Genomic DNA, 14,246 nt, shown 5'->3' with positions numbered 1-14,246 from the left:
AGACTCGACCCTAACCCCGCCCCCGGACTTGAGGAGCCCTCATGCGCGCCACCATCATCCACGGCCCCGGAGACATCCGGGTCGAAGACCGCGACTACCCCACCGTCCAGCTGCCCACGGACGTTGTGGTGAAAGTGACCGCATCCTGCGTCTGCGGCTCGGACCTGTGGCCGTACCGGGGCGTCAGGCCCACGAAGAAGCCGACCGCCATCGGCCACGAATTCGTCGGGGTGGTGGAGAGCGTCGGCGCGGACGTGACAGCGCTCGCGGCGGGCGACTTCGTCATTGCACCGTTCGTCATCAGCTGCGGGGAATGCCCGCAGTGCCGCAACGGCGTCACCGTTGCGTGCGACCACCTGGCCGGCTGGGGCGGCCGGGACGATTCCGGCCACAGGATCGACGGCGGCCAGGGCCAGGCCGTCCGGGTTCCTCTTGCCGAGAGCACCCTGGTCAAGGTGCCGGGAGTCACCGAGCCGGACGCTGGGCTCACCGCCAACCTGCTGACGCTCTCCGATGTCATGGCCACCGGCCACCACGCGGCGCTGTCCGCGAAAGTGGCGCCCGGCCGGACGGTGGTAGTGGTGGGCGACGGCGCCGTCGGGCTTTGCGGTGTCCTCGCGGCCAAGCGGCTCGGGGCAGAGCGGATCATCGCCATGTCCCGCCACACCGACCGGCAGGTGCTGGCCCGCGAGTTCGGCGCCACGGACATCGTGGAGGAACGGGGCGACGACGGCGTGGCCAAGGTCCGCGAGCTGCTGGACGGCGTGCTGGCCGATTCGGTGCTGGAATGTGTGGGCACGAAGGAATCCATGGAGCAGGCCCTGCACTGTGTCCGCCCAGGCGGCGCGCTTGGCTTTGTGGGCGTCCCCACCGGAGGGGCCGAGGTTCCGCTGCGCTACCTGTTTGACTCCAACGTCTCCATCGCCGGCGGCATGGCTCCCGCACGGACCTACATCCCCGAACTGCTGGCGGACGTGCTGGCCGGAACCATCAACCCGGGCCGGGTGTTTGACTCCGTGATGCCGCTGGAGGAAGCTGCCGAGGCCTACAAAGCCATGGACGAACGGCGTGCCATCAAGGTGCTGCTCACGCCCTGACCCGGCCGGCTGACGGCAGGGCTTAACAGACTGCAACGGCAGTCCCCTGCGAACGCCTTCGGGTGCGATACTAAGTCTGCGTACGAATTGGGTGCGCGTACGGTCCGGGTCTTCGCTTGGTGGCGAACTGGGGGAACTGAATGCAGCTCGACACCTCAACCCTCAGGGTTGCCTTTGCCGTTGTCGCGCTCATTCTTGCCCTCTTGTTCTACTTCGCGGCCTACCGGAGCACGCGGTCCCCCTACAGTGCGTGGTGGTGCCTCGCCCTGACGCTCTTCCTCGCCGGGTCCGCTTCCTTTCTGTTCAACGGGACAGCGCATCAGGTGTGGGCCAACCCGCTGGGAAACTGCCTGCTGATCGCCGGAGCAACCTGTGTCTGGTCAGGCGCCCGGTCGCTACGCGCGTCGCGGCCGCGTTCCTGGCAGCTGGCGGCAGGTCCCGCCGCTGTGACCGTGTCATCAGCCCTGGAAAACCCTGCCGTCAACGTCTGGTCCGGAGGGGCCATGTTCCTGGCGCTCATGAGCCTCATGCTGGGCCTGGCGTCCCGCGAACTCTGGCGGCTGGAGCCGGGCTACTCCCGGGTCCGGATTCCGCTGGCCATCGCGGCCGGGTTCTTCTCCGCCTACTACTTCTGCCGGCTGGTGGTGTACATCGGCGAAGGCCCGGACGGCCCCGTTTTCGTCGCCTACTTCGGCTCCGCCGTCACCACGCTGGTCACCATGGTGCTGCTGGTGGTGGTGTCCTTCAGCATGGCGGCGCTCAGCAGCGAACAGCAGACACGCGCCCTCCACGCCGTGGCCACGCAGGACGGCCTCACCGGGCTGCTCAACCGCTCCGCCTTCATGGAACTGGCCTCCGATGAGCTGCAGCGGCTGCGGCGCAAGCAGGCACTGGGCTGCCTGATCCTTGCCGACATTGACCACTTCAAGGCAGTCAACGACACCTACGGCCACGCGGCGGGTGATGTGGCCCTGCAGTCGTTCGCCGCCGCCTGCAATGACACGGTCCGTTCAACAGACCTCGTGGGACGTTACGGCGGCGAGGAGTTCATCTTCCTCCTGCCCGGTGTAAGCCCGGACCGGGCCGAAGCCATCACTGCGGGGATCAACCGGCAGCTCAGGTCAGTCCGCGGACCGGGCGGTTTCCGCATGCCCACGGCGAGTTACGGCATTGCCCCGATAGACCATGGAACGGCCGGCCTGGATGAGCTGATCGCGACCGCGGACACCGCCCTGTATCAAGCCAAGTCGCTGGGCCGCAACCGCACCGTCCGGGGAGTCCACACCCCTTAGTCGCCCGGGCTCCCACCAGGGCAGCGCCAGGACACCGGCAAAGTAGGGCATTTCTCCCCTTTGCGCCGCCCTGCGGCGGGGGCTAGCGTGAAGCGCGTCAGCATCCACCGCCGTCGAGGAGCCGTCATGGCCGGGTTTGTGCAGATCATCGAATTCAAGACCTCCCGCATCAAGGAGATTGAAGAGCTGGGCCGTCCGTCAAGGACCGAGGGAAGTACTCCGCCATCGTTCCGCCGCATTGTCGCGACGGCGGACAGGGACCACCCGGGGACCTATTTCACTATCGTCGACTTCGATTCCTTTGACTCTGCGATGGAGAATTCCGGCCGACCGGAAACGTCGGAATTCGCGGCCAAGATGGCGGCGCTGTGCGACGGACCCGTGATCTTCCGCAACCTGGATGTCATGTGGGAGGACACCGGCGAGGGCGCCGACAACGGCTAGGAGCGGGGCATGGGTTCTGTAAGCCCTGATCCGAAGGCGGGCGGCGGGGCCCGGGACAGCCTCGTTGTGGGGCTCAGCGAGCTAGCCTCCGGGTCGCTGGCGCTGGTGGGAGGCAAGGCGCTGAACCTTGGCAAACTCACCGCGGCGGGCTTCCCTGTTCCGCCCGGCTTCTGCCTGACCACGGCTGCCTACCGGATGGCCGTCCCCGCGGCACTCGACGGCGTGGCCTCCCGCCTGGACGGCGCTCCGGCCTCGCACTCTGACGACGGCGCGGCCGACGTCCGGGACGAGCTGGCGCGGCATGCCCGAGAGGCGGTGGCGACGGCACCGGTGCCGCCCGATGTCGAGGCTGCCGTCCGCCGCGCGTACATGGCCATGGGCGACGACGTGGCCGTGGCGGTACGGTCCTCGGCCACCGCGGAGGACCTGCCCTTCGCCAGCTTCGCGGGGCAGCAGGATTCGTTCATGGATATCGTCGGAGCCGACGCCGTCGTCCAGGCCGTGCGGCGTTGCTGGGCGTCCCTCTGGACGGACCGGGCAGTGGCCTACCGCACGGCGAACGGGATCAGCCACCGCGAGGTGGGGCTCGCCGTCGTCGTTCAACAGATGGTCGACGCCGGCACGTCCGGCGTGCTATTCACCGCCAACCCGGTGACGGGGACGCGCACGGAGACTGTCATTGATGCCAGCCCGGGACCCGGGCAGGCCGTGGTCTCCGGCGCGGTGAATCCCGACCACTTTGTGGTGGACACGGCCACGGGCAGGGTCCTGCAGCCGCCGCAGGGCCGGAAGCAAAGCCTGGCCCTGGCCCAGCTTCGCGAACTGGCATCACTAGGCGACTCCGCCCAGAGCCTGTTTGGCGCACCCCAGGACGTGGAGTGGGTGATCGACGCCGGAGGCAGGGCCTGGCTGACCCAGTCGCGGCCCATCACCACGCTGTACCCGCTGCCGGAGGAGGAAGAATCCGGCGGCGAAGCCAGCACGGACCAGGCGGCCGGCACGGAGCCGCGCGTGTACCTGTGCGGCACGCTGCTCCAGGGGCTCACCGGCCCCATCACGCCGATGGGCCTCTCAGTCCTGAGCCTCATGAGGGGAAACAACGGGCCGTGGAAATACGTGAACCCCGGGCTGCGGATGTATGTCGACCTGACGCCGTTCGTCCGCAGCAAATCCGGCCGCCGGATGCTGCTGCGGATGCTTCCGCTGGCGGACGGAAGGTCTGCGGCCGTGTTCCCGGCGCTGCTGGAAGACCCGCGGTTCAGCATTGTCCGTCCTTCCCGAAAGGGACGGCGCCGGAAGCGGGGCCGGGACGGCACTGCGGGCTCCGCGGCGACAGAAAGACCTGGCACGGACGGCATCCAGAACCTCGGCCTGGCTGCACAGTTCATCCCGGCGATGGTGCGTGCCCTGCTGTGGCCGGACGCGGAACTGCGCAGGGCACGGAACTATCAAAGGCGCCTCGAAGCCCGGCTGGCACTCCGGCTCCCGGCCAGTCCGGCACGACGGCTCCGGCACGCAGAGGATGTCTTGGGAACCACCGTCAGCGGGCTGATCCAGGCCACGCTGCCGGGGCCGGCTGCCGGGTACCTGATGTTGGCCGCCGCCCGCAGGCTGCTGCGCGGCATTGCCAAACCGCGGGAACTGGAGGCGGTCCTGCGGGGGCTTCCCCACAATGTGACCACGATTATGGACCTTGAACTGTGGCAGCTGGCCGTTTCACTGGGCCGGGATCCCGAGGCCCGCCCGCTGTTGATGGAAGAGCGCCCAGAGGAACTGGCTGCGCGCTACGACGCGGGAAGCTTGCCGGCCGTTGCCCAGGCCGGGCTGCGGAAGTTCCTGTCCAAGTACGGCCACCGGGCCGTGGCGGAAATCGACATGGGGATGCCACGGTGGTCCGAGGAGCCGGACCACCTGCTTGGCATGCTCTCGAACTATCTCCGGGTGGAGGATCCCGAGCAGGCTCCGGACCGCCAGTTTGCCAAGGCCGCCGACGACGCGGAGGCCCGGATCAGCGAACTGGCGGCGCGTGCAGGTGCCAAAAGCCGGCTGCGGGGGCGCCTGGTGGCGCTCTGCCTGCGGCGGACCCGGCAGCTGGCCGGCCTGCGGGAATTTCCCAAGTTCTGCATCGTGATGGTGCTGGCGGAGATGCACCGGCAGCTCCTAGCCGTTGGAGTGGAACTGACGAGGACAGGCGCCATCACCGCGGCCGGCGATGTGTTCTTCCTGGACTTCGATGAGCTGAGGGTGGGCCTTCGTGGTGCGAAGCTCAAGGGAATCGTCGCCCCGCGCCGCCGGCTGTACGACGTCGAACTCCGGCGACGGCGGATTCCGCGCCTGCTGCTCTCGGACGGCACCGATGTGGAGGCCGCCGTAATGGCGAAGGCCGCCGCACTGGCCCCGGCAGACGCGGCGGACCGGCTGGCGGGGACGCCGGCCTCCGCCGGCACGGCCACCGGGAAAGTCCGGGTGGTTATGGATCCGGTGGGTGCCCGCCTGGAGCCCGGGGAAATTCTTGTGGCCCCGTCGACTGATCCCGGCTGGACACCGCTTTTTATGACGGCCGGGGCCCTGGTAATGGAGATGGGCGGAGTCATCTCCCACGGTGCGGTGGTGGCACGCGAATACGGCATCCCCGCCGTCGTCGGCGTTCCCGATGCCACCGCGCGGCTGCGCGACGGGCAGACGGTCACGGTGGACGGGGCAGCCGGAACCGTCACTTGGTGAGGGTTTTGCCCGTTCGTTTACGGTGCGTGGGGGACAATTATTGCCTTGAAAGCCAGACTTATAGTGCCGTAAGAGGACTTATACCCTTGCAAGCAGCGCCGCCGCCCCGTACGTTGGGGACAGCGGGGGACGTTCTCCGCACCGCGGGCCACTGTGCCTGCGGAGAGAATCAGAGTCACATGAAGGAATGCAGCCATGGCAACAGGCACAGTTAAATGGTTCAACGCCGAAAAGGGTTTTGGCTTCATTGCCCCCGACGACGGGTCCGCTGACGTTTTCGCCCACTATTCGGCAATCGCCAGCAGCGGATACCGCTCACTGGATGAGAACCAGAAGGTCGAATTCGATGTGACCCAGGGCCCCAAGGGCCCGCAGGCAGAGAACATCCGCCCTCTCTAAAGGCTTAGGGTAAGGCTCCGGCGCCTAGCCGGACCACCCTGTACCAACTACGGCCCCTCCGAACCGAACGGTTTGGAGGGGCCGTTGTTGTTGCCTGCTGGCTTTGGCCACGGCGCAGGCGCCACCTTACCGGGGCAGGCTCGGCTTGTGCCGTGCGCGTTGGACTGCCCGGTACACCGTGGATCTGGCTACTGAAATGAGTTCTGCGAGTTCGCCGGTGGTGTGCTTAGCCAGGGCAGCTTTCTGCCCATCCGCATTTCCAGGTCCTTGTAGCGTGGCAGCCCATCCTCGCGGGTCTTCGTGGAGCCGAACAGTGCGCTGAGAATCCCGGCACCAACAATGGCCAGCACGGCCAGGACGATCAGGACCCAGGTGGACGCGCCCGGCCAGAGGAACTCACCGGCCTTGATCTTGGCCCAGAGAGCGGCGAAGTCCGTCCACAGCATCCCCGTGGGCGTCAGCATCTCGCCAAAGAACGCCGAAACCCAGGCCAGGGCCGCCAGCACCACGACAATCACGGCCAAACCGATTTTCATGACGGTATCTGTTGAGGTCTTGCTGCTCATGCCGGTACCTCCATATCGATCAGTTCTTCGTTAAAGGCGATGGTGCCGGCGGATTTCATGGCACTGTCGGTGTCGGTCAGTTCAATTTCAAGCGGGAGATGACTTCGGCGGATCCCGGCGGCAGGTTGAACATCCGCTCACAGGCCAGGGCGTCCGCGGTCCTCTGCTGTTTGTACAGCGGGACGGTTCCGCATTCCTTGAGCATGGCGATGGCCGGACTGTCTTCGGGAATGTCGGAGATGCGGTGGAACGCGAACTGGCACGAGAGAGACAGTGCACGGGAGAGCTTGGTGTTGCGCCGGGTCACGGTGGCCACCGAGCCCTGCGCGGTGTGCCCACCGAAGGGACGTTACGATGTGTGGGTTCCGTTGTTCTGCCTTGATCGGCGATGGAGGATGAAGACCTAATGCAGACGTCACGGCGCATCCTGGCCTGCATGGCGTTCCTTGTGCCGGCCGCCGGGCTATCTGGGTTCGCTGTCATCATGGCCCGCAAGATCGTCAAGCGGGGCCCTAAGGACTACCGCCGGGCCGAGGTGACAGAAGACGGACGACGAATCCGCATCGATTTGGATGACTACACCAAAGCCCCGGGCGACTTCGGCGTGTTCGACCCCGCGACAGAGAAGTACACAGGAGTCGGCGAGGTCACTCTGATCAATGAGGATCAAAAGTACGTAGAACGGCGGATTGATCCGCCCGGCTCCGCGCCGGGACGTCTGGGGCCAATCGTCGATTGGACCCCGGATGTGTTCTTCGAGCCATCTGCTGTCGGCGGACGCTACGAAGAGGTGGACATCCCCACCGCCTACGGTGCGGCGCCTGCATGGCTGTTCGAGGGAAACACGGACGTATGGGTGATCCACATCCATGGCAGCTGGACGGACCGCTCAATCATGTTCCGAGATGTCCACGCTTTCAGTTCATTGGGATTCACCTCGTTGGTTCCCACATTTCGCAGCGACCCCGAGGTCAGCCCCCCACAGGCCGAATCGAGTCACCTTGGGCTAACTGAATGGCGTGACGTGGAAAGCGCTGTGACCTACGCCGTAGCTCATGGAGCCAAGCGCATCATCCTCTCCGGCTGGTCGATGGGTGGCACCATTGCCCTGCTCACAGCGGAGCGCAGCGCGCACCGGGAACGGATCGTTGGGATGGTCTTGGTAGGGCCCGTCACGAGCTGGCGTAAGACCATCACAGCAGGGGCGGCGCGGGCCGGCGTCCCGGCGATTGGTGCCGGCCTTGTCATGTGCCTGCTGCAGACTCCCCCATTCGCGAAGATGCTCGGGCTGGAGGAACCAATCGATTTCAATGCACTTGACTGGGTTGATGTACCTAACCGGGTGGAAGTCCCGACCCTGGTCCTGCACTCCAGCGCAGATCAAGAGGTTCCCTGGGTGATCTCGGCCGCGTTCCAACGCGCGAATCCGGCCACCGTCACCTTGGTTCCGCTACCTGAGGCCCACCATACCCAGGAGTGGAATGCCTCGCCTGGTACCTTCACCAACGAACTTACGACTTGGGTCAGCAAGACGATCTTGACCGAGCAAGGCTAGGTCTGCGAGTCCAGCTTGGCTTCAATTGGCTGATCCTTCCCTGAACAGATTCCGGGAAGTCCATCAAGTTCACTCGCTCGTAGTTGTGCAGAGCAAGCACAAAGGGAAAAACCCCGGCCCGGCCAGCATCTATCGCGCACTGGCCGAACACGCCAAGCGGCAGGCGCACCCCGAAGCCATCGAACAGGCCCACACCCACTTCGCCGCGCACGAGGCAACTACCTGATCGGTGCCGCTGGCCGAACGGATCATCGACGGTCAGCGATTTCCGCCCGATTTTTCCCGAGTACTACGGCGACCCCACGGCTCCGCGGTGGGCACTCAAGGCATGCCGGCGAGGTCGTCAGCGCCCAGCGGGGAGCTGGTAGATCGCCACGTGGATCCTTCCCGAGTCTTTCGGCGGGATGACTACCCGGAATGCCGGTCCCCGTCCGGAGTCTGTGTCTTTGGAACACAGGGTGGAACCTGGCTCAATCCCGACGCCGCGCAGCACCTTCGCGTCCTGGGCAACGATCTCCGCATTGGGGGCCACCATCGAACCCGCCGACACACAGATGGACTTCATCTCCTCAGTGTCGGCCGTGAAACTCGTCAGGGAAGCACCGGCAAAAGGCTCAAGCGGAGTCTGGTCCACCGCAATGCCGTCGGCACTCGCCGGAAGGCTTAGGTCCAGCGGTGCAAAAAGCGAAGCCGCCAGGCTGCTTGCGTCGCCGGGGGCAGGGGAATCCATGGTCATGTCAGGTCCTGTCGTCGTAGTGCCGGAGGCTTCCAAACGGGTGTCTGCCGGTGTCGTTCCTCCCGGCCGCGCGACACCGGGGGTGGCGCATCCGGCCAGCAAGATGCCGGTCACGGCCAGGGCAGCCGTCGCCATTTCTTTGCGCGCCATCACTTGACACGTCCGGAGCTGTGGTGAGTTGAAGACTCGCCTGTCATGTTGTAATTCTGCGCGATCCCTACTTCGTTAAGGCGTCCAAGCTGCTTGTCGGTGATGTTTACCGGCCCAATATCCGTGGACTTGGTGCCATCCCAGTTGTAGCGGTCGCGGTAACCGACGGTGGTGTCCGTGCTGTAGCTCCACTCGCCGCCAGGCGTTTTTGGCGGGTACACCGTCACCTGGCCCTGGGTGCTGTAGCTGATTCCGCCGCTGGCATAGAACCAGTCGGCGCTTTCGTCCTTGCCGATGTAATACCCCTTCCACTCCGTGTTCACGGGGTATGTGACCGGTTCCATGGTGCCCGAGTTCCTGGCGTCTTCCACTGCGGCCTGGGCAAGGTTGCCGACGTCGGCGGTGGTCTGCTGCGAAAGCTCCGGGCAATCCCGCAGCATCTGGTCAACGTCCTGGTCAAGCGGCGCCCCGGAGTTGCCCAGGAAATGCAGCAGGTTCCGCGAAGCATGCGGGATAAGGGGCGTGGCGGCGTTTGCGGCCACCTCGGCTTCAAGCTTTGTGGCGTGGTCGCCGAAACCGGGGTCCGCCAAATCATGCACTTGGGAATCCTTGTCCGAGGACCACTGCGGAGCCTCTGGCTTCGGCACGTGGTCACCCGGGACGGGAGTGCCAAGGCCACCGGGAAAGGCTTCGCTCCCGGTGGTGTGACCGCCGGGATCTGTCCCCTGTTCACCGCGCCCGGTGCGCGAACCCCCAGAACCGCGTTCCTCGTCGCGGCGGTCCGCGCCGCCTTCAGTTCCGGTGCTTTGTGTACCGGTCCCGCCCTGGCTTGCCTTCTCCTGCTCGTCGGCATTGCTTTGGAGCGCCCGGGAGGCCTCCAACAGGCTCATGATCACGGACTTCGATTGGGGCATGAGTTCCCCGTGCCAGGATTGGCGGAAGGATTGCATGTCCGGCCCCAGCCACTGGCCGGGTGCTTCAAGGACAGAACCCAGGGTCCTGAGCGAGGCGCCGATTCGATCGGCGCTCCTGGCCATCTGTTTGGAGAGCGCCCTGAGCTGCGCGGGGTCGGCGCCGACAAAGTCAGTCATGCACCCATCGTGCCGGATCATCACGGCAGCGGCCATGGGCAGCTCTTCCCATGCCAAGACAGCACTCGCGCTTGGCCCGGGTCAGTTCAGCCCGGACCAGCAGTCGCCGTCGGTCGGATAGGCCACCTCTTCAGGCACCCGCGGGCGCGGGGCAGCAAGGAGCTTTAGAGAAACCCGCGCCGAGCAGCACGAAAGGCGCCGTGCCGGCTTCTTGAGGAGTGGATGGCGACATTTCTCCAAACTAGTCTGAGCCGGCGCCAAAAGTGTACCGGCCCGCTAAGACTAGGTGTCCCAGTTCCTTGGTTGTGGGGCAGCCTCGGTGGGACACACCCCCCCCACTGCTCGGGTTCCGCGGAATGTCGCGTAACCTGACTGTCCCGTAAGTTATCCCAATACTCCCGCCACAATCACCCGTCACAGCTACAACATTCGGTACGGTTCCAGGCATGGACATTGGCTCGGCGAGAGTTCGACGGCGAAAGAAGATCTGGCCCGGCAGCTGGACGCCCTGGCGGCCGCCGGCATCAAGAACGAACACATCTTCGTGGACAAGAAATCCGGAGCCACCACCGCCCGCCCCGGACTCCAGGAAGCACTGACCCACGCGGGACGGTGACGTCCTGATCGTGCACACCCTGGACCGGCTTGGCCTCACAGTCCGGGACACCCTGAATATGGTCCACGGCCTCAAAGAGCGCGGTGTGGGTGTCCGGACCCTGGCTGATCCCCTCGCCATCGACACCGCCGAACCTGACTCGCCTATGGCCCAGCTGGCATTCGTCATGCTGGCCTTGTTCGGGCAGATGGAACGCACCTACGCGGCCGAGCGCGCTTCACATGCGCGGGCGGTGCCCACGGCCAACGGCCGGCGCACCGGCCGGCCGTCCGTGGTCGATCCCGCCAAGCTCGAACACGCAGCGCCCTGCTCCGGGCCAACGGTTCCTCCATCGGGAGATAACCGCCAAGACCGGCCTGAAACGCACGACGTTGTACCGACACATGCCGTCGCGCTCTAGCGGCCCGGACAATGCATACAGCTAGAGAGGCCGAGATCTAGAACGCCCACTGGTCTGCACAGCAACGCTGTGGCGCGAGAAACCTGCAATGAGGTTTCGCGCAACGGTTTCGTGCGCCCCATAGTGGGCGCGTCGCGGCGGCCGGCGCGACGCGCACGGAATCCGCCGTTTTGACCTGCACTCTAAACAACGGCTCTGGGTGCCGAACATCAAACCTGCCAGAAGACGGCCTACTACGGATCGGCTATCGGACGGGCGGTGAAGGAAACTTCTTTGGCGCTAGGCTTCGGTCCATGATTATTTGGCTCAACGGGACCCACGGGGCGGGAAAAACGACAACGAGCGCGCTCGTGCAGCGATTGCTGCCCGACGCGCGCGTCTTCGACGCTGAGAAAGTCGGTGAAGTGCTGATGGACATCAAACCGGGACTTCCCGTGACGGACAACTTCCAGCACTGGGAACCGTGGCGGACGCTCGTTGTCGAAACCGCACGGCGCGTTCTCGAGTACACCGGAGGCACGCTCGTGATGCCAATGACGGTCTTAGTCGAGAACTACTGGCGGGAGATTAGCGATGGGCTGACCGCTCACGGCATACCGATCCATCATTTTGTTCTCCACGCCGACCAGGCCACGCTCCGCGACCGCATACAGAACGATAAGGACCTAGGCCCTTCGACGTTCCGCTTCGCGTACCTGGAACCGTACGCCGAAGCAGCCCATACCTGGCTACACAATGAAGCCGAGGTCATCGACACCACGCACATCACGGCGGACCAAGCCGCGCAGCGGATCGCGGATTCAGTGCTTAGTCGCCGAGGGCGCACAACATCTGGCATCCTTGTGCCCGCCGAGGGGCCGGCTTTGAGACAGCCGTCTTTCGAGAACTAGTCTTTAGCTGTGAAAGACGAGGAACTACTTAAACGGAGGCAACCCCTCAGCGGGGTAGATTACGCGGGCGGTGACATTCAGATGGACGGGGGCGGGACCCAACTGCGTATCTGCCATCCGCGGCCTTACTCACTGGCGCGATCCGTTCAGGGTGCTCGTTGCTGAGCCGCTCGAATAAAGGGCCGCTGTTACCGTTCAGGACTTCGTTTTGCCAGGTAGCCTCTGGATGAGCTTTAAGGAGTGCGTTAACCATGTCCGTGGCCCATCCCCTGCGCCACTTTTCCTGAATGACCTGTATCTTTTTGAAACTGCCCGTCCGGCCTTCGTTGAGCCGGAAATAGAGGAACGTCGTCGCCGGGAACCGCAGCTCAGGGGCCCCAAGGATTGAAGCGGTCTGCGTTCCCCTGTGACGGGGAAACGGCTTTACGTGCGCGTAGTAGAAGGACAGTAGCGTGCGTCGAGGCGATTCGACTGTAAACAGCCTGCGCCCGATCAGCACCATGCGGTAGCGGTTTGACCGCAGGCGTTGGTAGAGCTCGCTGCCGCCCTCCATCTGAGCTTCAATGTAGCGCTTCGCCAATTTACATCTATTAGTTCCATTGGTGCCAATAGTTCTGATGCATCCGATGGCGCCAATAGATACATTTTTCATTTTTGCCTGGCTCACGCGCCTATCCCTTCCGCCCGACGCCGATGCTTCCAGCCGGAGCCGGAGGAAACTCGTTGCCCTGGTTGAACCTCTGTTCGCGTTCAGCGGTTCGCACGAGCGCGGCCTGTAGAAGAAGTCAGAAAAGGACATCTCCCTCTCCCCCGACGTAGTCGGCGTGTGGAACCACCCCCACTTATCCGTTCGATCACTTCCTCATCAGCCCATACGGCGGCCTTCTTCTTGACCTTCCTCGAACGAAAACCCGCCATTTACCGCAGACAGAACAGTGCCAAATACCGTGGCGATTCACAGTCATTTTTCGGATGCCATGCCATGGGCAAGTTAGAGACGGTCGTTTTTGATCGCCTGATCGAGTGCGTCCCGCCCAATATTATTTGATCGTTGAGGGGTCTCCGGGTTGCTCTCTCCGGTTTTCCGTTCAGAGTCGTCCTACATGGCGGCCGGAGTTTGATGCATGCCTGCCCTTAGGCTTGGCTGAAAGAAGATGCTGGGGGAGAAGAAAATGGAACCAATCACTGTCAATGGCGGCAAGGGCACAATCGAACTCGGTACCGACGGAATAATCCATCTTGCATGGAAGCCCGGGATCGTCTTGGAAGGCGATGATGTGCACGCGGCTATGGCAACGCTCCGTGAAATTACCGACGGCTCCGAATACCCGATGTTGGTCGACATGGGGACTACAAAAGCCGTGACCCGTCAGGCCAAGTCCGTTTTCGAGATCCCTTCCGCCGCTTCACGAATTGCCTTGCTGGGCTCAAGTCCGGTCGACCGGATTATTGCGAACTTCACCATGGGACGGCAGGCCCTGCCGTGTCCAACGCGCTTTTTTATCTCCCGCGATGAAGCCCTGAAGTGGCTTCTCCATACTCCGCTTCCCTGACCAAAGTCCTGGGTTTCTCTCGATCAGTCGCGCCATCGTCAGTGGCGATATCGGTCGTTTTTGCCGAGCCAGTTTTCGTCCGGTCAGGGTTTCCCGTGCGACAGGGCTGACCCTGACTGTATCGACGGTGACCAGGCACGTGAGGTTGCGTAACGTCCTTCGTAGGGCGCATTCCGCTTCGTTTACTGGTCCTACCCTAATGCTGTGGAGAAACTGCTGTTTGACCTGGTTGTTGAGACCGACTACGGACAGTTCGACCTCGTCTGGACGGAAGCAGGCGGTTTCGATGGCGACTTCGATCGTGCCTTCACCTTCGCAGCCAGATAGCGTTTTGCGCACTGAAAGCGAGGACGGACGATACTGGCACCGTGAGGTCGGTAATCGTCGATAGCTGGAGTCCCATAAAAGGCTGAACGCCCTGTGTGTCAGGCTGTTGTGTGACAGGTTCCCTGTTGCCGGGGCCGGTGCTCAGAGCGGGGGAAGGTCCGTCATGGATTTCGTTATGCCTGTTCGTGTTTCGAACCGGAAGCACTTCACTACCGACCAGAAGCACGCGATTCTGGATGAGTACGACAAATGCCTCGAGTGGGGCTCTAAAGCTGCATTCATCAGGGCGGCTGGCATCACCGAGGGCACCATGAATCGTTGGTGCCGCGAGCGGGAGTCCGGGGAGCTGAGGTCCAGATCCGACAACCTAGAGGAGGACCAGCGATTGAACGCGGGCGATAAGCAG

General features: G+C 64.0%; 18 protein-coding genes and 1 pseudogene. 14 read left to right on the top strand and 5 right to left on the bottom strand.

The features are described 5' to 3' along the window. The first annotated feature begins 41 nt into the window (after positions 1–41). The 5 genes from AB0N24_RS16020 to AB0N24_RS16000 all read left to right on the top strand — a co-directional run bounded on the left by AB0N24_RS16020 (position 42) and on the right by AB0N24_RS16000 (position 5,956). The gene (locus AB0N24_RS16020; protein WP_364126190.1) at positions 42–1,097 is read left to right on the top strand and encodes a zinc-dependent alcohol dehydrogenase family protein; all 1,056 of its coding nucleotides are present in this window, start codon (positions 42–44) and stop codon (positions 1,095–1,097) included. 140 nt (positions 1,098–1,237) lie between these two features. Continuing rightward, the gene (locus tag AB0N24_RS16015) at positions 1,238–2,389 is read left to right on the top strand and encodes a GGDEF domain-containing protein (RefSeq protein WP_364126187.1); all 1,152 of its coding nucleotides are present in this window, start codon (positions 1,238–1,240) and stop codon (positions 2,387–2,389) included. Positions 2,390–2,515: 126 nt separating this feature from the next. Continuing rightward, positions 2,516–2,833, top strand: coding sequence for a hypothetical protein (locus tag AB0N24_RS16010; protein ID WP_364126184.1), 318 nt, complete (start codon positions 2,516–2,518; stop codon positions 2,831–2,833). 9 nt (positions 2,834–2,842) lie between these two features. After that, on the top strand, positions 2,843–5,557 hold the full coding sequence (locus AB0N24_RS16005; protein ID WP_364126181.1) for a PEP/pyruvate-binding domain-containing protein: 2,715 nt from the start codon (positions 2,843–2,845) through the stop codon (positions 5,555–5,557). A 195-nt stretch (positions 5,558–5,752) separates the two neighbouring features. After that, positions 5,753–5,956: a cold-shock protein gene (locus tag AB0N24_RS16000; protein WP_013599688.1), complete on the top strand. Its 204-nt coding sequence runs from the start codon at positions 5,753–5,755 to the stop codon at positions 5,954–5,956. Between the two features lie 188 nt (positions 5,957–6,144). Here AB0N24_RS16000 and AB0N24_RS15995 read toward each other — a convergent pair whose 3' ends face one another. Continuing rightward, complete coding sequence (locus tag AB0N24_RS15995; RefSeq protein ID WP_364126178.1) at positions 6,145–6,522, bottom strand: hypothetical protein; 378 nt, start codon at positions 6,520–6,522, stop codon at positions 6,145–6,147. A gap of 76 nt (positions 6,523–6,598) precedes the next feature. Further along, positions 6,599–6,829, bottom strand: coding sequence for a hypothetical protein (locus AB0N24_RS15990; protein WP_364126175.1), 231 nt, complete (start codon positions 6,827–6,829; stop codon positions 6,599–6,601). A 177-nt stretch (positions 6,830–7,006) separates the two neighbouring features. On the opposite strand from AB0N24_RS15990, the gene AB0N24_RS15985 reads away from it, so the two are divergent. Both AB0N24_RS15985 and AB0N24_RS15980 read left to right on the top strand, forming a co-directional pair. Then, complete coding sequence (locus AB0N24_RS15985) at positions 7,007–8,077, top strand: alpha/beta fold hydrolase (RefSeq protein WP_364126172.1); 1,071 nt, start codon at positions 7,007–7,009, stop codon at positions 8,075–8,077. An 85-nt stretch (positions 8,078–8,162) separates the two neighbouring features. Further along, on the top strand, positions 8,163–8,303 hold the full coding sequence (locus AB0N24_RS15980) for a hypothetical protein (RefSeq protein WP_364126169.1): 141 nt from the start codon (positions 8,163–8,165) through the stop codon (positions 8,301–8,303). A 117-nt stretch (positions 8,304–8,420) separates the two neighbouring features. Here the strand turns inward: AB0N24_RS15980 and AB0N24_RS15975 are convergent, their stop codons facing one another. Then, complete coding sequence (locus AB0N24_RS15975; protein ID WP_364126166.1) at positions 8,421–8,963, bottom strand: hypothetical protein; 543 nt, start codon at positions 8,961–8,963, stop codon at positions 8,421–8,423. Then, a complete protein-coding gene (locus AB0N24_RS15970) occupies positions 8,963–10,054 on the bottom strand; it encodes a WXG100 family type VII secretion target (protein WP_364126163.1) in 1,092 nt (363 codons plus the stop codon). The genes AB0N24_RS15975 and AB0N24_RS15970 overlap by 1 nt, the downstream gene beginning before the upstream one ends. Between AB0N24_RS15970 and AB0N24_RS15965 the strand changes: the two genes are divergently transcribed. The 4 genes from AB0N24_RS15965 (at position 10,053) to AB0N24_RS15950 (ending at position 11,960) form a co-directional block, all read left to right on the top strand. Beyond that, positions 10,053–10,175 carry a hypothetical protein gene (locus AB0N24_RS15965; protein WP_364126160.1) on the top strand — a complete coding sequence of 41 codons (123 nt, stop codon included), beginning with the start codon at positions 10,053–10,055 and terminating at the stop codon, positions 10,173–10,175. The genes AB0N24_RS15970 and AB0N24_RS15965 overlap by 2 nt on opposite strands. Positions 10,176–10,460: 285 nt before the next feature. Then, a complete protein-coding gene (locus tag AB0N24_RS15960) occupies positions 10,461–10,670 on the top strand; it encodes a recombinase family protein (RefSeq protein ID WP_364126561.1) in 210 nt (69 codons plus the stop codon). Between the two features lie 10 nt (positions 10,671–10,680). Further along, positions 10,681–11,070, top strand: coding sequence for a recombinase family protein (locus tag AB0N24_RS15955; RefSeq protein ID WP_364126157.1), 390 nt, complete (start codon positions 10,681–10,683; stop codon positions 11,068–11,070). 293 nt (positions 11,071–11,363) lie between these two features. Beyond that, a complete protein-coding gene (locus AB0N24_RS15950; RefSeq protein ID WP_364126154.1) occupies positions 11,364–11,960 on the top strand; it encodes an AAA family ATPase in 597 nt (198 codons plus the stop codon). A gap of 46 nt (positions 11,961–12,006) precedes the next feature. Here AB0N24_RS15950 and AB0N24_RS15945 read toward each other — a convergent pair whose 3' ends face one another. After that, positions 12,007–12,627 (bottom strand): hypothetical protein, encoded by a 621-nt coding sequence (locus AB0N24_RS15945; RefSeq protein WP_364126151.1) that lies wholly within the window; start codon positions 12,625–12,627, stop codon positions 12,007–12,009. A 505-nt stretch (positions 12,628–13,132) separates the two neighbouring features. On the opposite strand from AB0N24_RS15945, the gene AB0N24_RS15940 reads away from it, so the two are divergent. The 3 genes and pseudogenes from AB0N24_RS15940 to AB0N24_RS15930 form a co-directional block, all read left to right on the top strand. Continuing rightward, entirely contained in the window at positions 13,133–13,513 is a 381-nt protein-coding gene (locus AB0N24_RS15940; RefSeq protein WP_364126148.1) for an STAS/SEC14 domain-containing protein, read from the top strand. Between the two features lie 204 nt (positions 13,514–13,717). Further along, positions 13,718–13,840, top strand: a complete 123-nt coding sequence (locus tag AB0N24_RS15935; RefSeq protein WP_364126145.1) for a hypothetical protein — start codon at positions 13,718–13,720, stop codon at positions 13,838–13,840. A gap of 163 nt (positions 13,841–14,003) precedes the next feature. Further along, positions 14,004–14,246 (top strand): annotated as a pseudogene (locus AB0N24_RS15930) (hypothetical protein); the annotation flags it as partial.

This window comes from Arthrobacter sp. NPDC093128, assembly GCF_040683875.1.
Taxonomy (GTDB): Bacteria; Actinomycetota; Actinomycetes; order Actinomycetales; family Micrococcaceae; genus Arthrobacter.
This window is presented reverse-complemented; position numbering and strand designations above follow the sequence as displayed.